Source organism: Rhizobium sp. T1470, assembly GCF_042140505.1.
Taxonomy (GTDB): Bacteria; Pseudomonadota; Alphaproteobacteria; order Rhizobiales; family Rhizobiaceae; genus Rhizobium; species Rhizobium favelukesii.
Genome location: NZ_CP148091.1, coordinates 2,051,556 through 2,069,441, shown reverse-complemented (window position 1 = coordinate 2,069,441; position 17,886 = coordinate 2,051,556). Strand labels below are relative to the sequence as shown.

The 17,886-nt window shown below is 57.9% G+C and carries 19 protein-coding genes, 1 tRNA gene and 3 pseudogenes; 10 read left to right on the top strand and 13 right to left on the bottom strand.

The window, feature by feature from the left end:
• Positions 1–5: 5 nt before the first annotated feature.
• The 4 genes from WGT02_RS10470 to WGT02_RS10455 all read right to left on the bottom strand — a co-directional run bounded on the left by WGT02_RS10470 (position 6) and on the right by WGT02_RS10455 (position 2,158).
• Positions 6–377 (bottom strand): transposase, encoded by a 372-nt coding sequence (locus WGT02_RS10470; protein ID WP_208246116.1) that lies wholly within the window; start codon positions 375–377, stop codon positions 6–8.
• A 233-nt stretch (positions 378–610) separates the two neighbouring features.
• Entirely contained in the window at positions 611–991 is a 381-nt protein-coding gene (locus WGT02_RS10465) for a helix-turn-helix domain-containing protein (RefSeq protein WP_208248075.1), read from the bottom strand.
• 300 nt (positions 992–1,291) lie between these two features.
• A complete protein-coding gene (locus tag WGT02_RS10460) occupies positions 1,292–1,474 on the bottom strand; it encodes a hypothetical protein (protein WP_024317454.1) in 183 nt (60 codons plus the stop codon).
• 610 nt (positions 1,475–2,084) lie between these two features.
• Positions 2,085–2,158: transfer RNA gene (locus tag WGT02_RS10455), tRNA-Cys, on the bottom strand.
• Between the two features lie 301 nt (positions 2,159–2,459).
• Here WGT02_RS10455 and WGT02_RS10450 point away from each other — a divergent pair.
• The gene (locus WGT02_RS10450; protein WP_024317455.1) at positions 2,460–2,726 is read left to right on the top strand and encodes a hypothetical protein; all 267 of its coding nucleotides are present in this window, start codon (positions 2,460–2,462) and stop codon (positions 2,724–2,726) included.
• 24 nt (positions 2,727–2,750) lie between these two features.
• On the opposite strand, the pseudogene WGT02_RS10445 reads toward WGT02_RS10450, so the two are convergent.
• Both WGT02_RS10445 and WGT02_RS10440 read right to left on the bottom strand, forming a co-directional pair.
• Positions 2,751–2,912: pseudogene (locus WGT02_RS10445) on the bottom strand (ATP-dependent DNA ligase); the annotation flags it as partial.
• Positions 2,913–2,922: 10 nt separating this feature from the next.
• Entirely contained in the window at positions 2,923–3,345 is a 423-nt protein-coding gene (locus tag WGT02_RS10440; protein ID WP_208248077.1) for a hypothetical protein, read from the bottom strand.
• 113 nt (positions 3,346–3,458) lie between these two features.
• On the opposite strand from WGT02_RS10440, the gene WGT02_RS10435 reads away from it, so the two are divergent.
• Positions 3,459–3,758 (top strand): hypothetical protein, encoded by a 300-nt coding sequence (locus WGT02_RS10435; protein WP_208248079.1) that lies wholly within the window; start codon positions 3,459–3,461, stop codon positions 3,756–3,758.
• Between the two features lie 83 nt (positions 3,759–3,841).
• Here WGT02_RS10435 and WGT02_RS10430 read toward each other — a convergent pair whose 3' ends face one another.
• Positions 3,842–5,056 carry an IS701 family transposase gene (locus WGT02_RS10430; protein WP_208244986.1) on the bottom strand — a complete coding sequence of 405 codons (1,215 nt, stop codon included), beginning with the start codon at positions 5,054–5,056 and terminating at the stop codon, positions 3,842–3,844.
• A 120-nt stretch (positions 5,057–5,176) separates the two neighbouring features.
• Between WGT02_RS10430 and WGT02_RS10425 the strand changes: the two genes are divergently transcribed.
• A protein-coding gene (locus WGT02_RS10425) for an IS5 family transposase (protein WP_375679387.1) occupies positions 5,177–5,940 on the top strand; the annotation gives its coding sequence in 2 pieces (ribosomal slippage) (positions 5,177–5,513 and positions 5,513–5,940; 765 coding nt in all).
• Between the two features lie 487 nt (positions 5,941–6,427).
• On the opposite strand, the gene WGT02_RS10420 is transcribed toward WGT02_RS10425, so the two are convergent.
• Positions 6,428–6,712, bottom strand: coding sequence for a LexA family transcriptional regulator (locus WGT02_RS10420; RefSeq protein WP_225039569.1), 285 nt, complete (start codon positions 6,710–6,712; stop codon positions 6,428–6,430).
• A 28-nt stretch (positions 6,713–6,740) separates the two neighbouring features.
• On the opposite strand from WGT02_RS10420, the gene WGT02_RS10415 reads away from it, so the two are divergent.
• The gene (locus WGT02_RS10415) at positions 6,741–7,856 is read left to right on the top strand and encodes an IS630 family transposase (RefSeq protein WP_208245192.1); all 1,116 of its coding nucleotides are present in this window, start codon (positions 6,741–6,743) and stop codon (positions 7,854–7,856) included.
• 340 nt (positions 7,857–8,196) lie between these two features.
• Here the strand turns inward: WGT02_RS10415 and WGT02_RS10410 are convergent, their stop codons facing one another.
• The gene (locus tag WGT02_RS10410) at positions 8,197–8,451 is read right to left on the bottom strand and encodes a glycosyl hydrolase 108 family protein (RefSeq protein WP_024317458.1); all 255 of its coding nucleotides are present in this window, start codon (positions 8,449–8,451) and stop codon (positions 8,197–8,199) included.
• A gap of 888 nt (positions 8,452–9,339) precedes the next feature.
• Complete coding sequence (locus WGT02_RS10405; RefSeq protein ID WP_225039636.1) at positions 9,340–9,642, bottom strand: hypothetical protein; 303 nt, start codon at positions 9,640–9,642, stop codon at positions 9,340–9,342.
• A gap of 415 nt (positions 9,643–10,057) precedes the next feature.
• Here WGT02_RS10405 and WGT02_RS10400 point away from each other — a divergent pair, with 415 nt between their 5' ends.
• The 3 genes and pseudogenes from WGT02_RS10400 to WGT02_RS10390 form a co-directional block, all read left to right on the top strand.
• Positions 10,058–10,477 carry a transposase gene (locus WGT02_RS10400; RefSeq protein WP_037069550.1) on the top strand — a complete coding sequence of 140 codons (420 nt, stop codon included), beginning with the start codon at positions 10,058–10,060 and terminating at the stop codon, positions 10,475–10,477.
• The gene (tnpB, locus tag WGT02_RS10395) at positions 10,458–10,811 is read left to right on the top strand and encodes an IS66 family insertion sequence element accessory protein TnpB (RefSeq protein WP_037069548.1); all 354 of its coding nucleotides are present in this window, start codon (positions 10,458–10,460) and stop codon (positions 10,809–10,811) included. Before WGT02_RS10400 ends, tnpB begins: the two co-directional genes overlap by 20 nt.
• Before the next feature lie 54 nt (positions 10,812–10,865).
• Positions 10,866–11,294: pseudogene (locus tag WGT02_RS10390) on the top strand (IS66 family transposase); the annotation flags it as partial.
• 48 nt (positions 11,295–11,342) lie between these two features.
• Here the strand turns inward: WGT02_RS10390 and istB are convergent.
• Both istB and istA read right to left on the bottom strand, forming a co-directional pair.
• Entirely contained in the window at positions 11,343–12,239 is an 897-nt protein-coding gene (gene istB / locus WGT02_RS10385; RefSeq protein WP_208245168.1) for an IS21-like element helper ATPase IstB, read from the bottom strand.
• Positions 12,236–13,708, bottom strand: a complete 1,473-nt coding sequence (gene istA, locus WGT02_RS10380) for an IS21 family transposase (protein WP_208245170.1) — start codon at positions 13,706–13,708, stop codon at positions 12,236–12,238. Before istA ends, istB begins: the two co-directional genes overlap by 4 nt.
• Before the next feature lie 226 nt (positions 13,709–13,934).
• On the opposite strand from istA, the pseudogene WGT02_RS10375 reads away from it, so the two are divergent.
• Positions 13,935–15,104, top strand: a pseudogene (locus tag WGT02_RS10375) (IS66 family transposase); the annotation flags it as partial.
• 249 nt (positions 15,105–15,353) lie between these two features.
• Entirely contained in the window at positions 15,354–15,635 is a 282-nt protein-coding gene (locus WGT02_RS10370; protein WP_208248083.1) for a hypothetical protein, read from the top strand.
• Positions 15,636–15,793: 158 nt separating this feature from the next.
• Here the strand turns inward: WGT02_RS10370 and WGT02_RS10365 are convergent, their stop codons facing one another.
• Entirely contained in the window at positions 15,794–16,999 is a 1,206-nt protein-coding gene (locus WGT02_RS10365; protein WP_208248085.1) for an NUDIX domain-containing protein, read from the bottom strand.
• Between the two features lie 345 nt (positions 17,000–17,344).
• Here WGT02_RS10365 and WGT02_RS10360 point away from each other — a divergent pair, with 345 nt between their 5' ends.
• Entirely contained in the window at positions 17,345–17,779 is a 435-nt protein-coding gene (locus WGT02_RS10360; RefSeq protein ID WP_208248087.1) for a helix-turn-helix transcriptional regulator, read from the top strand.
• Positions 17,780–17,886: the final 107 nt, after the last annotated feature.

Below are 17,886 nucleotides of genomic sequence, written 5' to 3'. Positions count from 1 at the left end.
CGGATTCACCGCAGCGTCTCCAGTCCGCGCATGATCTGAAGCAGCGCCTCAACGTCGACATCGCGGTCCACGATCACACGGCGACCATTCGAGCTGACAACCTCCATCCGGCCGGCGTTCGGCAATGACCCTGCTGCCGGCTCTATCTCTGGAACAAGCAGTGCTGGGATAAAGCCGCCGGCAGGCGACCCAACATCCAGTTGCCACGCTCGTGCGAGCCGCCGCCATTCATATAACTGCGAACGGGAAATCCCATGTCGCCGCGCCGTCGTCGCACACAAGCCAGGTTCCGAATAGCTCTCGGCGACAATCTGCAGCTTCATCTCTTTGCTGAAGCGTCGCCGCCGGCCGCTATCGACAATCTCAAGCCGTTCCATTCCGCACTGTCCTTTTTGACGTCAATAAGGACAGTCAGTGCCAAATCCGACAATTCCTACAAGGCGGCCCTGCTCGGATGCGTACGATGAGACGCTCGCCGCGCGGGGAGCGCCCACGCAGTCTCACCATCTTTGTGTTCACCGAGGTTTCGTCCAAGAAAACAAGTCGATGCGGTTCAAATCGCATCCGGGGTTGGCGTTTCGAAATCCAGACATCACGATCCTTTCGGATATCAGCGCGAGCGCGTTCCGACGCCATTATCTGTTTTTTTATATGTGTATCCCTGCGTTATCAAAAACCGCGACAGGGACGATGGTGGAATAACCAATCCATGTTCATCCTCAAGGCGACGGGCAAGCTCTGGCATGGTGATATCCGGTTTGCCTTCGACCTGTGCGACCAGGAAATCGCGAAACGCCGACAGTTTCCCTGCACCTGGTGGCCTTCCTTGACGCGCGGGGGTTATCAGCCCAGTCCGCTCCCGGCGTTGCAGCAGCTTGATCACACTGCTGTCGCTGATTGCGAAATGACGGGCAGCGGCTCGCCGTGATTGGCCGCTAGCGACCATGGAAACAACACGCTGACGAAGATCAACAGAATGAGATTTACCCATGTGATTCACCTCCAACCGCAGTGAATCACACCAATACCCTCGTGAAAACCCCACTCGATTCTCAATTCAAGTGCGATGCTCTAGCTTTTCGGTGCGGCGATGGGTCGACATTCGCCGCGAGGTTCTTTTTAGGCAAGAACAAACGACGAAACATACCTTTAAACACCAATTCCGGCCGTCGGACGAGATCTGTAGCCTGTCGGCGTCGATCTCGGAGCCTCCCCAGCCCCTCTTAGGTCGACAACCCGGCCGGGGCCCGAAACAGCCGCGGCCGGGGCACATCCGGTTTGCCGCCGAGGGCTATTGCAGCTCCGTTTCTTCTTCTATGTCGACCAGAATGCCGTGGCGCAGCGCTTCTTCCTTCGCCTCTTTCAGAGCCTCATCGATCAGGATGACAAGCATGTCCGCGTGCAGCTCGCGCTCCGCCATTTCCCGCGCCACGCTCAAGGCAAAGATCAGTTGCGGCATTTGGGTCGCCGGCATCGGAGGCGCTCCTAAGAACTGGAACTGAAACTTAGCGACCTATCGAAAGTTCGACAATTCGACGATTTGGCTATGAAAAGCATGCATCAACGCTAGCGCCGTATGGATTCTCACCATGTTGATGGAGCAAATGCCACGGCAAGGTGACTTTGGTGACGCAGGAAGGAGCGTCCTGTCCATACCGCTGAGGCCTAGTCGGGATGGTGATACTAGAAGCCGGGAGAGGACCAGCCACTTTGGCCGGCCCCTCCAGCATTGTCGGGACTGAAAACTACCCCCGCCCTGTCTGCCGTGGGCGGCAAGCGCTAATTCAGGAGTGGATCCGACCTTCAAAGCCCCACTGTCCTCGGCAGACCAGCGAGAGAAACAATAGCGCTGAGATCAGGGCCGGCCTAGACGGACCTAGGTCCTAATCCGATTGGAGTAGGTTGGTTGGCGAGGTCACGCTGGAAATTTCGCAGATAGAAGCAGCAAGAAGCTCTGACGCCAGATGCGGCGACGGCCCGAAAACGGAGCAGGCCGGATAGGCATGGCGGAATAGGCCACGTTCAGCCCGCGCCCGGAGAAACGCGGTCGAAAAATCAATAACTTGTCGATATCTAGACAGATTTGGAGGCCTCGCCCGGAATTGAACCGGGGTACAAGGATTTGCAGTCCTCTGCGTCACCACTCCGCCACGAGGCCTCACGCGGTCGAAAAATCGAACCGTGGCGGTCGTTTAGAACCATCCTAGATAAATCGCAAGGGGGTCCATTCTGAATAATGTCCTTTTTCCATTCTGAATAAGCGTTTCCAGAACGTTCTTCCACAGGCTTAAAGTAAGGCGCTTGGATGAGATGGGCGAACGCTCGATCTGTCCAGAATTCCTATGCGCGTTGGAGCGCACTATTTTTCTGCGCGTCGAAAATATACATCTAATATCGACGTTGCTGGCTATCATTGCCAAAGGACTTTCCGAGCGGTTTTTAGTCTATTGGAGTGAGCGATGGCAGATAAAGACGGCGGGATAATCTCAACCGTTGCCCAGGTTGTCGAAAAGTTCGTTGGCGACTACTCGATTTGGCTTTGGTTGATGGTATTTGGTGCGTGCCTTCTTTTTATGGATTCTCGCGGATACGTCAGCATCGCCCAGTTACAGACCCATCGTCAGAGTCAAGCGATGATCGGATTTGTGTTCGCGACTTGCATGTTTTTGAATGCCCTGAGACCGGCGGCTCCGTCTTCGAATTCCTTTCGGCGGCTGCCGGATTGAACGAAGCATTTACCGCATCAGCCTTCAACCTGGAAGATCATAAACCGCAGCGTTGTCCTGCACGTCTCTCAGCCCTTTGTATGAGGAGTGGCGCAGGTTCCCGTCATGGGTCCAAGCGCGGTACTCGATCTCCGCAATGAGCGTTGGCTGAACCCATACGAGGTTCTTGCGCCGGCCGGCATACCTAGAGCCCTGCTCATTCTTCAGGAGGGATAAGTATCGGCGGGCTGTAAGCTCGAGGCTGAGCGGCTATCGCTATATCGGTAAGTAGCAGGTTGTAGCTGGCGATCAGCCGCCCGCCGAGCCCGAGCTCGCGATCGGTGCGCTCATAGTTCGGGTCCCACGTCGTCTGGACGAAGCCACGACCGTGAGGAACTTGTCCGCCATTGCGACCAGGCACGCCGTACTTGCGCCCCTTCCCTTTGCCGTACTCGGCGATGGGTTCCATCGTGGTGGCGGTTTTGTGATAGGCGGTCGCCAAGACATACGCCATCTCGTCTGCAGCGAGGCTTTTGGCCGCGTCTAGAAGCGCCTCTATGCCTTTCACCTGATCAGTCGAGAAGCCATTCGGGAATAGCACGCTGCCTCGCAGCGTGTCGTAAAACGCCTTGCGGTCCATGGGACGCTCCAGATTGTTGGAAAAGAAAAAGCCCGCCGAAGGCGAGCCCTAGTTGTACTTTGCTATTCTCGATTGAAGTGCAATAGTTACCGCACCGTGACTAAGAGGGGGGCATGGCAGACCAAATAAATCTACCGCCGGACGAAACGGACCAAGCTTACGGCTTCATGCGCCGCGTCTCTCTCAGACTCGCTCGTGGCGCAGCTTACGCTTTCATCGCGCTTTTGCTAATCCTCGCAAGCGGCTACGAGATGCACCGACCGTCGATTCTTGTCTTGACCACAGGGGCTATCGGTATGATCAGCGCAAGACTCGGCTTGGCCGCTTTGTTTCTTCTTCTAGCATTACAGTTGTATTTTAGTTTTGAGGTGAGCTCGTCGAGCGGCCGCCTGATGGGCGCGCCTCCAGCATGACCATGCGATGACGTAGGCGGGGCTTATGCGACGCTGAGCGAGTCTTATGGCGATGCGCCGGACTTCCTGGATAGACCAGCGGATCAAGTCCTGATGGTCGGCATCCGCGGTCTTTTTTGGGGCGTCGCGTCATTGGCGCGGTACCGGATCACCGCCATCATGGCGAAGGCAAGCATGACGAGGGAGACGTGGCGATGCCAGCCATGCCATGACCGGGTTTCATTGTGATCGAGTCCGAGCTCGTTCTTGGCGGTCTCGAAGCTGTCTTCGATCGCCCAGCGATGGCCTTCAACGGAAACGAGCGTCTGGATGTCCGTCCCGGCCAGGCACCATGTGGTGAAGAATGCGAGATCACCGTCGCTGATATTGCGCCGGATCAGGAGGCCACGGGTCCAAAGCCCAGATGTCGTCTCGTTGTATTCGTCGGCATCGAGGTCGGCGAGTTCGCAATAGGCCCAGTCATGAAGCCGCGCGCCTTTGGTGCCCTCACCGGCGGAAAGACGTTGCCATGCACTTGGATCGAGATCACGGGCGATCTCCTGCGCTGTGCCGGCGACCGGAGGCTTACCCGACCAGGAGCCGAAATGGTGGTCCGATTTAACCCCAAGAACGTAGCCTTTGCAGGCTCGACGCAGGGTCCCTTCAACGTCCCCGACGCCATAGACCGCATCTGCGGCCACCCATGAAAACGGCACATCGGCTGCCAGCGCACGCCGTATCATCTCGACAGCCAGGCCTGGCTTGGTAGCGAAGGCTGTAGCCTGAGGAACATGAGCTGCTGCCAGCCTTGCCGGATCGCCGGTCCAGCTTTTGGGCAAGTACAGGGCCCGATCGATAAAGGCATGACCGCGAACGGACACATAGGCGGCGAACACACCGATCTGGCAGTTCGTTATCTTGCCAGCCGAACCTGTATATTGACGTGCAACACCGCACGATGTCTTGCCCTGCTTGAGGAAGCCCGTCTCGTCGATGACCAGGACCGCATCATCCGTGGCGAGGTTTTCTACGACATACTCTCGCACGATGTCGCGAAGTGCGTCCGCGTCCCAGCGCCCGCGCCCCAGAATGGCTTGTTGCCGCCACGGGCCGGGATCACCGGCCGCCTCAGCACGCATCCAACCTGTCTTACGCCGCTCGTCACCCAGCAAGCCGTCCAGGAAAAGGTTCGCAGAGGCTGCAACTCGCTCCTGCGTAAACAGTCTGCGCATGCGAGCCTTCACGTCGCGCAACGATGATGCCCAAAGCTCAAGCGTAGTCTCGATTGATGCACCTGTCATCCATGACCTCCGAATCATGGAGACCCATAGATTCAGACCACAGATAGATATGCAACTGTAATGCTAGGGCGTAAACCCATTAATGTTCTTGGCGTTTTGCGTGCCTCGTGATTCAAGGCTTCCGAATGAGGAGCCATGATGACACGCCGCCGCTACGAACTCACGGACCAGGAATGGTCGATTATTTCGCCACTTCTTCCCAACAAGCCGCGCGGCGTTCCCCGTGTCGACGACCGACGGGTGTTGAATGGCATCCTTTGGCGCTTCCGAACAGGCTCTCCTTGGGCGGAAGTTCCTGAGCGGTATGGGCCGCCAACCACCTGCTACAACCGCTTCGTCCGCTGGCGGAAGGCTGGTGTCTGGGATCGGCTTCTTGAAGCGGTTTCAGAAGCTTACGATGGCGACATCGTCATGATCGACTCGACCTGTGTTCGCGTTCACCAGCACGCGGCCACGGGAAAAAAGGGGATCAAGACGATGGTGGCATGGGACGTTCCCGCGGCGGGCTCACGAGCAAAATCCACGCGCTCGTCGATGCTGAAGGTCGGCCCGTCACGCTCCGCCTGACCGGCGGGCAGATTGCTGATTGCACTGAAGCCGATGCGCTGACTGACAGCCTCGGCGAAGGCGACATCCTGCTTGCCGACAAGGGCTATGACAGTAACGCCATCCGGGCTAAGGCGGCCGCGCGCAAAGCCTGGGCCAACATCCCGCCCAAAGCAAATCGGACGGGCTCCTTCTCATTCTCGCGCTGGGTTTATCGGCAGCGAAACCTCGTGGAGCGGTTTTTCAACAAGATCAAACAGTTCAGAGGTATCGCCACACGCTACGACAAGCGCCCGGAAAACTATCTCGCCGCTGTCAAACTTGTCGCGGCGCGGATCTGGTGTCAGAGTTTATGAGTCGACGCCCTAGCGCTGGCGATTTTTAGCCCTTCGGTTTTGGCGCAACTCGTAAGGGCGCTCTCCTAGCGCTCGTGTTGTGTGGGCGTTTGCCCTAGGCAAATGGCTTCCCGGACGAACCGGCCGTCATCAGCCGATGTTAGAACAAGCCGGGCGCGAGCAACCACCAGCTTGGAATGGGACGCTTACCCCTTTCTTTTCCGCGCAAGCGCCCATTTTAATACGCCTATTAGCGAAATTGAAGATTCGGCGCCGCCGCACTATCTCGCCCCCTGCAAACTGGGAGTAGGCCAATGGCACGATATGAAGAGACGAGGCGATTCCAATGCGCCAGCCGAGCCGGAAAGCTATGCACGGTCATCGAGCAGATCAGGACCGATCAATCCAGATTTGGCGACTTTAGAATGGGAAGAGTTGACTATTTGACAGACGACGGGGACGTCGTCACTCGTCTAGTACCGCGCCACAGAGATTATGACGGGTTGGGTTATCGTAGAATGGGCAAGTCTTCTGGTGGGATGAGAAGTTGGATGCTGCGTGCTGCGCCTGGCACGCGGGATATAAATCCTGCCTTCTCGAGGGTCAGCACCATCTGGTGAACAGACGGAGCCGTAACGGCGAAGTGGCGACGCATGTCGGCTTCGGCCGGAGGCTGTTTGAAGATGCGGCTGTAGGCGTAGATGAAGGCCAGGTACTGGCCTTGGACTTGCGTAAGGCCATGTCTTGCCGTTGCGGCTTGCGGGTCAAGTGAGGGACTCATTTTCGGATTCATCTGCGTCTCCGCGCTGAAGGAGGTGTCGATGAATATAAAGTTTCACGTAGAGCTTAGCCAATCGGAACGTGATCAACTGGCCGTTTTGTTGAGCGGGGGACGCCATGCGTCGCGCAAGATCAAGCGCGCCCAGATCCTGGTGGCGGCGGACGAAGGCTTCAGCGACGAGGTGATCGCGGCAACCTTGAACGTCAGCGGATCGACGATTTACCGGACCAAGCGCCGGTTTGTGGAAGCCAATCTGGAAGGCGCGCTCAGTGAAGAACCGCGCCCGGGTGTTGAGCGCAAGCTATCGAGCAAGGAGGAGGCGCTGTTGGTGGCGACCGCCTGCTCAAAGCCGCCGCCCGGGCGAGCCCGCTGGACCCTGGAGCTTCTGGCCGATGAGATGGTCCGACTCACCGATCATGACGAGTTGTCCTCGGAGACCGTACGTCGCCGGCTGGCTGAGAATCATCTCAAACCTTGGCGCAAAGACATGTGGTGCATCCCAAAGCTCGATGGGGAATACGTCGCGCGCATGGAGGATGTTCTCGACCTCTACGCAGAGACGCCTGATCCACAAAGGCCCGTGGTCTGCTTCGACGAGAGCCCGACCCAACTCATCGGCGAAGTGCGCGAGCCCATTGCGGCCAAGCCTGGCCAGCTTGAACGCTACGACTGCGAGTATCGCCGAAACGGCACGGTCAATCTGTTTGTCTTCATGGACGCCCACCAGCCCTGGCGCAGGGTGAAGGTCACCGATCGGCGAACCAACCAAGACTTCGCCCAGTGCATGCGCGAACTGGTCGACGTCGATTATCCCGACGCCCCGATCATCCGCGTGGTGATGGACAACCTCTCCACCCATTCCGCCGGGGCGCTTTACGACGCATTTCCAGCCCCGGAGGCTCGAAGGGTGCTGAAGCGACTGGAGTTCCACCACACGCCCAAGCACGCCAGTTGGCTCAACATGGTCGAGATCGAGATCGGTGTCCTGCGCAGCCAATGCCTCGACCGTCGTATCGACAATAAAGACACCATAATCGCCGAAGTCGCAGCCTGGGAGCAGCAACGCAACGCTAATGGCGCAAAGATCCAATGGATGTTCACAACCGAAAAAGCCCGCCAAAAGCTCCGCAAAGCTTACCCCGTCAAAGAGTCATAATCTCTGTGGCGCGGCACTAGATGAAGAACACTTTCTCATTTTGATTAGCGAGGAAGAATTGCGAGTGACGCATTCGTAGCGTCGATTTTTTTCACCGAAAGGTAGGCAATCTACGCCCAATGGACGAAGTGCGAGCAATGGATGGTTGTGGTTTTATCAACCCGACCGGATGCGGTCAGTTTCTCTTGTAATGCGTACGGAAGCCCGCCCGAACCCCGGCGGGCTTCCTGTTGTCAGGGCTAGACTACCGCGTTGGCAGCGGCCTCAGCGTCTTCGACGGAAGCCGCAGCCTCGATCGCCGCCTTTGTGCCGAGGCGAGCCGGTTCGATCGCACCGCCGATCATCCGCCATTGCGTGAATGCGGCATAGATGACGTTCGCAACCTCGCCGACTGTTCATAGATCTCGGCGGCCTCGTTGATTGTCATTGCCTTGACGCGTTCAGGCGGTACGTGAGCAAGGCCGAGATGCGCCGCCAGCGTCTTATGGGTGATCCCATATTTGGTTGGACCACCGCTGTCGGTCTGGGCATCGCTGTAGCATCCCTCAGACCCGAATACGAGCGTGAGGGCTTTCGGAAGTGTCTCCCGGGCCATATGGACTATCTCCGATTGTTGAATGATGAAATCGAATTGGGTACGTGCTAGCGCCGTGATTTTTCAGTAGAATTCGTATTGCGTGATCATCACGCATATGCCCGGGCAGCCCCGACAAACCCGTTCCTTGTCGGGGCTCCCGGATCAATCACACAGGATCGCTGCGTTCGAACCCTTCTTCGCAGCGAGAAGGAGGATCTGGCGATGTGTCTTGGAGGGGCGCCGCCAGATCTTCCGCCCTTAGATCAGCCACGGCTGCGGGGCCTGGTGATGGGCACAGCCCGACAGAAGCTGCAACGAAGTTCTCCTGCGCAGCTACCTTCAAATTCATCGATGTTGGAAAAGAAAAAGGCCCGCCGAAGCGAGCCTGTTGCTGATAATGTAGAGCGATCGCCTAAAGGAGGCTTCGCTGCCTCAACCGACGAGTTGGCGACCGACAAAGAGCGAACCGTAGCCATTGAAATGCACGTGGTCAGCGTTGACGAGGTGGCCATTCACTTCATAAATCGGATACCCTCTATGAAAGTAGGATAGGAAAGATGTCGATGAACCAAGCCCGACGGCCTCTAATGAGCGGTTTGAAGCTTGCAAATGTCCCTTACAGTCAGCTTCAAACGTTGTCAGGGGTTCTGCAAAAGTATCGCGGCACGCACTACAGATTACCACCCTCGGCCGGCCCTATGGCTCTCGCTTCGTCGGCAGTGTGGTAGACCCTGAGCAGGAACGCCAGTGGCCTCGCGATGGCGCGATCGTCAATGGGAACCCGAGCCAAATATTACCTGTGACCACAGCAACGCCTGCAGCTTGTATGCCGGAGTGAGCGATCAGGTGATAAATGCGGAGCGGAGCCCCGGCCGGCGAGTTGCTCGACCGGGAAACCATTGAAAACTAGTGCTTAGTGGCTTGAATAATTATCGTTCCCAAGGAGACCTTTGGCGCATCCATGCTAATGTTTGCTGCATTTTTTGAGAGCCACTCCTTCGCAAGGCGAACACTCTCTTCAGTGCCGGCCTTGTCCCGGCATACGGTCATCGATAAGCCGCCGTCGCTTTCACTACTGCGTGCTAGAGTGTAGCTTTCAAATCCCGTGACTGAACGCATAAGCTTTTCAACGTCTGCCTTATGCATCTCCAGCAATGAGAACAGCTCTTTCGAGCCCTTACCTGAGTAAGTTCTTACAACGACGTCCATAATGGATTTCCAATTCAGGAATGCGTTCATCATCTGAACGCATATGGTGGAGAGCATCAATCAAAACCAACGGCTCCGGTCCTGCTGACCACTATCCCTGATATGGGGCGCCTTCGACCGAATGCGAGTTAATAGTGGCATGGCCTCTAAAGCGATCGGAATCGGCAACAAAAAGGCCGGGGCGAAATCGCACCGACCTTCCTCACGTTGCATCTCAAACCAGTGCCTTGCAGTGGGTAATCACACAGCCAATGGGCGCCAAGTAGCAGAAGCGCCATCATCAGGAAATTCTCGATCATCGTTTCTCAACCTGTGGAGAAGTCGAACAACGGTAAGCGCTAATTTCTGTGCGCCTTCTGTAGCGGAGTGCTGTGAGGCATGAAGCGTCCACCAAAAAATAGGTGGACACCAAATCATGGATGAAGATGCTCCTAAACTGCAGGTACGGCTTGTTGGTCGCGACGGCCGCCGTCGATATGACCCTGCGTCGAGAGATCAGCTTGTCGCGGCGTGCTTAGAACCCGGCGTTTCGGTCTCGCGGCTGGCGCTGGAGCACGGCGTCAATGCGAATCTCGTCCGGAAGTGGATGAAGAAGTCCAGAGCGGAGCGTCAATTGCCATTGGCCTCGGCGTTCGTTCCGGTTCAGATTGCTCCGGATATGCACTCGGGTTCTGCTGGCGATCTGAAGAAGACCAAGCCATTGAGCCAGTGCCTTCCCGCGTCCAAGGTGAGCGCACTCCTGCCGAACGGGGTCAGCCTGACCGTCGAGTGCGCCGGTGTGGAAGTGCTGGAAGCAATCATAGGAGCGCTGGGTCATGTTCAGACTGGGCGGTGATCTCAAGGTTTACCTGCATCGCGAACCGATCGACTTCCGCGCGGGCATCAACAGCCTGGCGGTCCTGGTCCAGGAGACGATGGCGCTGGATCCGTTTGCGCCTGCGGTTTTTGCCTTCTGCAATCGCCGGCGTGACCGAATGAAGCTGCTGTTTTTTGATCGTTCCGGTTTTGTGATGGTCCTGAAGCGGTTGACCGAGGACAGGTTCAGATGGCCCCGTTGCGAGGTGCCGGTGGTCATGCTGACGACAGAACAGCTTCACTGGATCCTCGATGGCATCGATATCGACGCAATGGTGCGCCATCCGGTGCGGCAATATCAGATTGCCGGCTGACGGATGTCGAATTGAGCAGTTGACGCGGCTGGGCGGTTCAGATTCAAGAATCTGATGACTCGCACCGGCGAACCGAGCATTGCAGAACTGATGGCGCAATTGGCAGCCAATGCTGCCGAAATCGCTGCGCTCAAAGCCGAGAAGGAAGCGCTCTCGCAGCGGGTCGTCAAGCTGGAAGAAGAGCTTGCACTGGCAAAACTCCATCGCTTTGCCCCCCGCAGTGAAAAGCACATTGATCGTCTCTTCAACGAGGCCGAAGAGGCTGCGGTCGAGGATGGCAGCGAAGCAGGCGATGTTGTCGAGCTTCCGGACACCGGCCTGCCAGCGGTAGAAGGTCAAACGGGAAAGAAGCGTGGACGCAGACCTCTGCCAGAAGACCTGCCACGCGAGCGCGTCGAATATGACCTCCCCGACGATCAGAAGTCTTGTCCCTGCTGCCAGGGTCAGATGCATCGCATGGGCGAGGCTGTTACCGAGCAGCTATAGCGCGACGATCAGGATGAGACGCGAGCGACAATCTGGATGAGATTCTTATGTCGCGGTTGGAGCGAAGTTATCATGTTGATTGTCGCTGGCAAGAGTTTCATCGTGTTCTGATTGCCGCTCCGCGACAAGCTGGGAAGAGCTTTTGATTGTCGCGAATGAGGCGGGTCTGCCGCGCTGGCGTTTGGCTTCCATGGCCGAACGCCGCCGGTAGCTTTCGACATTCATCTCGAAGATTGTTGCGTGATGGACAAGTCGGTCCACCGCGGCAAGCGTCATGGCCGGGTCTGGAAAGACGCGGTTCCATTCTCCGAAGGGCTGATTGGCGGTGATCATGATGGAACGCCGCTCATATCTTGCGGAGATGAGTTCGAAGAGCACGCTCGTTTCGGCCTGGTCCTTGGTGACGTAGGCCAGGTCGTCGAGGATGAGAAGATCGAACTTGTCGAGCTTTGCGATGGCGGCTTCGAGCTGAAGCTCCCTCCGCGCGACCTGAAGCTTCTGGACGAGATCGGTCGTGCGGGTGAAGAGCACGCGCCAGCCGTTCTCGATTAGCGCGAGGCCGACGGCTGCGGCGAGATGGCTCTTTCCGCCGCCGGGCGGACCGAACATCAGGATATTGGCGCCTTTGGCGAGCCAGCTATCGCCGGCTGCAATCGCCATGACCTGGGCCTTGGAGACCATGGGAACAGCGTCGAAGGCGAAGCTGTCGAGCGTCTTTCCGGGTGGCAGGTGGGCCTCGGCGAGGTGTCTTTCGATCCTGCGATGGGCGCGTTCGGCCAATTCATGCTCGGCGATGGCCGAGAGGAAACGGGCAGCAGGCCATCCTTCCCGATCGGCCTGCTCGGCAAATTGGTGCCAGAACGTCTTGATCGTCGGCAGCCTCAGTTCGTTGAGCATGATGCCGAGGCGGGCTTCATCGACTGTGTGGATGTTGCTCTTCATGCGACCTCTCCCGCATAGGCCGTGCCGATCAGGGCTTCATAACCATTGAGCGACGCGAGTTGCACATGAACGATCGGCAACTGATCCGGGTCCGGGCTGAAGACCGCTCTCAAAGCCGCCAGATCAGGCAGTTTGTGGGCGTCGAGCGTTTTGGCAAGCTCCTCGGCCAGTTCACGCTCGCAACTGCGATCGTGAGCCAAGGCAAGCAGTTCCACGGTGATCTTGCAAGCCTGCCGCTCGGGCAGTTGCTCGATGAGCGCGTCGAAAGTCCTGCGATATTCCGGCCTGGGGAAGAGCTTGTCGCGATAGACGAGCCCCAAAAGCGCCATCGGCTTTTTGCGCAGGGAATGAATGACGTGATGATAGTTGACGACTTGATCGTGCTTGCCACTCGCATGGGCGCGGCCTCGGGGTAATGTCAGCAGATGCGTGCCGCCGATGAAGACGTCGAGGCGATCGTCGAACAGACGCACCCGCAGCCGGTGGCCAATCAGACGGGAAGGCACGGTGTAGAAGACCTTGCGCAAGGCGAAGCCGCCGGTGCTCGATACGGTGACGATGACCTCTTCGAAGTCGGTGGTGCGACGATCGGGAAGAGCTTGCAGATGCGTGCGCTCGGCATCGATGCGCTTGCCATGTGCGGCATTGCGGCGGCTGACGATCTCATCGATGAAGGCGCGATAGGATCCGAGGTCGCCAAAGTCCCTGGTTCCGCGCATCAGCAGAGCATCGCGGATCGCATTCTTGAGATGGCCGTGGGAACTTTCGATCGAGCCGTTCTCGTGCGCGACGCCCTTGTTGTTGCGCGTCGGCGTCATGCGATAATGGGCGCACAGTTCGTCGTAGCGATGCGTCAGATCGACCTTGGCGTCGGCATCGAGGTTGCGGAAGGCGGCCGATAAGCTGTCGCTGCGATGATAGAGCGGCGAACCGCCAACCGACCACAGGGCGTTCTGCAGCCCCTCGGCCAGAGCGACGAAGCTCTCTCCACCCAGGATGACATGGGCATGCTCGAAGCCCGACCAGACCAGCCGGAAGTGATAAAGCAGATGATCGAGCGATTGGCCGGCGATCGTCACGCCGAGGCTGCCCATGTCGGTAAAATCCGACAGTCCTAACCGACCGGGTTCGTGCATCTGACGGAAGATCACTTCCTGCTCCTGACCGTGAACAGCCCGCCATGATCGGATACGACGCTCAATCGTACGGCGAACACCTTCTGACAGCTCTGGATGACGCCGCAGCATCTCGTTGTAAACGGCGACCGCTCGGATGCCGGGCGCGGCCTTGAGGAGCGGAACAACCTCGGCGTCGAAGATGTGCTCAAGGGGATCGGGGCGACGCCGGTCGCGCGGCGGCTTGGTCTGCGATGGAAGACGCGCATCCTTCTCGATGCGGTAAGCCGTCGCCCGGCTGATCGACGCCTTGGCGGCAGCGACCTCAATGGGGTTGTTTTGTCGGTACTTCATAAAAAGCCTCGTCTGATGATCGGTTACATGGCGACCCGGCACAAAGGTGATTCTCCATTCTCAGAAAATCACCGACGCTACCGGGCCAACCGCGATCATGAGACGCCGAAAAATTGCGCCGCGGCGGGGGTGTAACTCCAGTCGGGCTACGCCCTCCCTTCGTCACACCCCCGCCGCCGAGTCTCATCCTGATTGACGCTGAGTCTCACCTTGTTTGTCGCCGCGCAAGCAGCTCCATATCGAGGTCAAGGCAAAGGTCCTACAGAATGTGCGGTTCAAGTACGCTTGCCGCCATTGCGACCGCACCGGGATCAACACACCCGTCGTGATCGCACCGATGCCGACGCAGCCCCTGCCGGGCAGCATCGCTACCGCCTCGACGTTAGCCTTCGCGCTCGTCCACAAATACGTCGACGGCACACCGCTTTACCGCGTGGCTCAGACATTCGAGCGTGCTGGTGTTCCGATCAGCCGCGGCGCTCTCGCTCACTGGGTCATCGGCTCAAGCGAGAAGCATCTGCACCGCATCTATGATGCGCTGAAACTGCGGTTGCGATCGCAGCCTCTCATTCATGGCGATGAGACGACGGTTCAAGTCCTCAAGGAAAAGGACAAGGAGGCCACCAGCACATCGTACATGTGGGCCTATCGCAGCGGCGAGGACAGTGACCAGCCAATCGTACTGCTCGATTATCAGCCCGGGCGCGGCCAGATCCACCCGCAGACCTTCCTTGGTGACTACCGCGGCATATTGGTGAGCGATGGCTACACAGCCTGGCGCACATTGCATGGCGCAACCCATGTCGGATGCATGGCTCACTCCAGGCGGCGCTTCGTCGAAGCCCTCAAGGCAAGAAAGAATGGCGGCGGCCCGCCGGAGCAAGCGCTCAGGTTCTTCGAGCAGCTCTACCGGATCGAGAGGCAGGCGCGAGAGATAAAGCCCGACGCCGGTGAAACGCAGGCCGCCTGCATTCGCCGCTTCCGGCAACAGCACAGTTTGCCTGTCCTGAACGCCCTCAAGACGTGGCTCGATAACATCGCGCCGAAGGTCGTGCCGGATACCAAGCTCGGCGATGCTGTGTCCTACACCCTGAACCAATGGGATTATCTGACGCGCTACACCAGCGACGGCAGGATGCCGATCGATAACAACATCCTGGAACGCGACATCAGGGTTTTTGCGACCGGAAGAAAATCGTGGCTGTTCAGCGACACTGCTGACGGAGCCAAGGCCAGTGCTGTGATTTACAGTCTGATGCTGACATGCCGCGCCTGTGGCGTCGACCCTCTGATCTGGCTGCGCCACGTACTCACCGAGTTGCCACAGCGCGAAGAGAATGCCGACATCGGCGACCTGCTCCCGTTCAACTTCTCCAAGACCTCCACGACCGAATAGAGCCGGATACCGCGACCGATGCTATCCGCCGTTCGGTGTGGAACAGGCGTCAATACGCATCGAAAATCGCGCTTACGAACAACGAGCAAAGCGCTCAGGAAAGCCTGTGAGCATCGGCGATTCTTGCGATGTCCGCTTGATGGAATCGGCAGTTTCCAACTTCATGGTGTTGCAACCAGAGAAGGATATGCACCTGGATATACCAGCGCAGTAACCGGCATTTCGACCGCACTTACGATCGTGAAGCAGTTGAACGACATCGACCAGAAGGTCGACGAGGCTTCCTTCAAGCTTAAGATAGCCGAAATTAGCAGCGCCTTTGCGGAAGCAAAGCTTAGTCTTATCGACGCCCAACAAGAACTGAGGCAGAAAGAAACCGAGATAGCGGCTCTTAAATCCTTAAATCGTCCCTCCAGAGAAAAGACGAAACCGTCGAGCATAGCGGCTATCGCTATCGTTGTGACGCCGAAAAGCAGCCGATCGGAACTGCTTTCTGCCCGATATGCATGGATGATGGCCGCTTTGTTTTGACCGTACAGTCAGATAAATCCGGCCGGCCATATGTCTGCCCTCGCTGTGACGGCAACGTTGGTTACCTATCGGCTTTCCGCTAGAGCGCTCGCCATGTCCCCTGTCCCGGCGGCTGGTAGAAATGCTTAAAGAGCCCCCAGAGGAGACCTCTGAACACGCTAGAAGATCGCCGCAATACTACGCCGACCAAATTGCCAAACTTGATGACATATCGAGCTAATGAAGCGCGGCGTCATCTCGTAATCGCGCATCTCTCTGACAGCCTTGTCGGCCTGGCCGAGCAAAGTCTGGGTTTCCTGCATCGCCGCCTTCTTCGCGGACTCCAGGTCTAGCCAACTCTTAGGGCGTTCCTCGGTGGCGTCGCCTTCCTCGACGGCCTCCATAAGAAAGACGCGGGCCAGCGTATCGGGCCTCGTCCGAGATTTCATCTCGACCGTGTCGAGCGGCTTCAGCACTCGCGCCCACGTTCCGGTCTCCTCCCGTACCTCCCTGACGGCCGTAAACTCAGTCTGCTCGCCCGCTTCGATGTGGCCTTTCGGGAGCACCAGCTGCGAGGGTTCGTCCTTCGCCCCTACCAGCAGATACTCGAGGCCTTGTTTGCTTTTCCTGAAGACGATGCCCCCGGCATGGGTCAATCCGTCCGCCCTGGCCGCCGCCGCCGGCGCCGGCGCCGGCGGATTCTTCAGTCCCTCTTTCGTGATCACCAGCCAGTATGCCTGCTGGGTTGTTTTGAATCGCTGTTCGACGTAGCGGTACAGGGCGAGCCCACCAAGCACGGCCGCGATCACTACGCGCAGCCAGTCTTCCCTGAAAGCGTAGATCACTCCGAAGATGGCAAGCGCGACCACGAAGCTGCGGAAGAACTTCGCGTCGGCTTCGAACCGCTGCACCTGCGCCAGGCCTTCCGGACTTTCGAGCGCCAGCCGTGCCTTGCACCACTGAAACGCGTTGATCGTGTTCTCGGCAGAGAGCTGCTGCAGGCCCGCTGTCTTCAGTCGTTCTGCCTTCGTGACTGCTCTATCCGGGTTGGGGCCGAACAGCAGGTAGGAGGGTGCCAGCCTGCGCAAGAGCTCCGGAGAAAGCCCTTTTCCCTTGGATAGCCTTTTCGTTTGGCCGAGATCGGTCCACGCCCGCATTGGATCGTAGATCCATTCGTCCAGCAGCGCGCCGATCAGAAAGATGAAATGGCCGAGGAAATAGCTGACGAACAGGAAAACACCCCACCCGACTTCGTTGGTGTCCGGGAATAGGGTAGAGTCATGGGGAACAAGTTCCCCGCCGAGATACGCGACAAACATGCCCGGCAGGATGATCGAGAAGAAGTCGACCAGCCCAATGAAAAACTTCTGCGGTTCGAAGTTCATGGCCCACCCCGGTCGTAACCACGTTCTCGCAGGCACCAATAATATCACAATTTTCTCATTGAACGAACTGATCCGCAGTGGCTATTGGTTCGGTGTCAGAGGAACTGCCGCCGCGGTCCGTCGAAGCTGCACGCTCGCCAGTCCGGCAACCACGGGGACCGCGGCTCGTCGAAAATGAAGAACCCACCGACGGGTCACCGTGGCGGGCGTTGAGCCGCCCGATCGCTCCAGACGGCCTCAACTATTTACACGACTTCCGTGCTTTTAATGTTGTTGAAAGCACGGTTTTCGTGCATTACAATCTTACCGAAGCAATCCAGCTTCGGGAGGTCTAGGAGCCCTTCAATGTTCGATCTCAAAGCATTCCGCGCAAGCCTGGACCTCACCCAGCACGAGATGGCGGAGGCTATGGGCATGCCCTTCCGAAGCTACCAAGACGTCGAAGCAGGCAAGAGCGCCGTGCGTCCAGTGCATGAGGCTGCAGCCAAATATGCCGGTTGGCTCATTCGTCAACAGGGACGACACAAGGGAGCTCGTCCGCTCCATTTCTTCTTGGCCCGTTTCCGCGGTGAGGAAGGGGAATGGACTGCACCATGGACCGTCTGGGCGGAAGACTTCAATGATGCTGTTGAGCGCTTTTACACGCTCGGAAGCATTGACCGATCACAAGAGTTGCAGATCAGGCTAATGCCAGAAGACGCGTCCAAAGTGTTCGGGCACGCAAGGAAGCATGCCGAGGCTGTTCTCGAGCATCGGGATGCAACTTGGCCCGATCAATAAACACCCGCCACCCGGTGGTGACGGGCTGTTACAAAATGGCGCTCAGAATATGCGCGGCGACTTACGTTGCCTGACTTGCGCCTTCCCGCTGGCGACGGTGTTCAGTT

Bases quoted from the DNA above. Each gene is read 5' to 3' on its own strand.
- WGT02_RS10470 (WP_208246116.1), bottom strand. From the start codon at position 377: ATGGAACGGCTTGAGATTGTCGATAGCGGCCGGCGGCGACGCTTCAGC.
- WGT02_RS10465 (WP_208248075.1), bottom strand. From the start codon at position 991: ATGGGTAAATCTCATTCTGTTGATCTTCGTCAGCGTGTTGTTTCCATG.
- WGT02_RS10460 (WP_024317454.1), bottom strand. From the start codon at position 1,474: ATGCCGGCGACCCAAATGCCGCAACTGATCTTTGCCTTGAGCGTGGCG.
- WGT02_RS10450 (WP_024317455.1), top strand. From the start codon at position 2,460: ATGGCAGATAAAGACGGCGGGATAATCTCAACCGTTGCCCAGGTTGTC.
- WGT02_RS10440 (WP_208248077.1), bottom strand. From the start codon at position 3,345: ATGGACCGCAAGGCGTTTTACGACACGCTGCGAGGCAGCGTGCTATTC.
- WGT02_RS10435 (WP_208248079.1), top strand. From the start codon at position 3,459: ATGGCAGACCAAATAAATCTACCGCCGGACGAAACGGACCAAGCTTAC.
- WGT02_RS10430 (WP_208244986.1), bottom strand. From the start codon at position 5,056: ATGATTCGGAGGTCATGGATGACAGGTGCATCAATCGAGACTACGCTT.
- WGT02_RS10420 (WP_225039569.1), bottom strand. From the start codon at position 6,712: ATGAATCCGAAAATGAGTCCCTCACTTGACCCGCAAGCCGCAACGGCA.
- WGT02_RS10415 (WP_208245192.1), top strand. From the start codon at position 6,741: ATGAATATAAAGTTTCACGTAGAGCTTAGCCAATCGGAACGTGATCAA.
- WGT02_RS10410 (WP_024317458.1), bottom strand. From the start codon at position 8,451: ATGGCCCGGGAGACACTTCCGAAAGCCCTCACGCTCGTATTCGGGTCT.
- WGT02_RS10405 (WP_225039636.1), bottom strand. From the start codon at position 9,642: ATGGACGTCGTTGTAAGAACTTACTCAGGTAAGGGCTCGAAAGAGCTG.
- WGT02_RS10400 (WP_037069550.1), top strand. From the start codon at position 10,058: ATGGATGAAGATGCTCCTAAACTGCAGGTACGGCTTGTTGGTCGCGAC.
- tnpB (WP_037069548.1), top strand. From the start codon at position 10,458: ATGTTCAGACTGGGCGGTGATCTCAAGGTTTACCTGCATCGCGAACCG.
- istB (WP_208245168.1), bottom strand. From the start codon at position 12,239: ATGAAGAGCAACATCCACACAGTCGATGAAGCCCGCCTCGGCATCATG.
- istA (WP_208245170.1), bottom strand. From the start codon at position 13,708: ATGAAGTACCGACAAAACAACCCCATTGAGGTCGCTGCCGCCAAGGCG.
- WGT02_RS10365 (WP_208248085.1), bottom strand. From the start codon at position 16,999: ATGAACTTCGAACCGCAGAAGTTTTTCATTGGGCTGGTCGACTTCTTC.
- WGT02_RS10360 (WP_208248087.1), top strand. From the start codon at position 17,345: ATGTTCGATCTCAAAGCATTCCGCGCAAGCCTGGACCTCACCCAGCAC.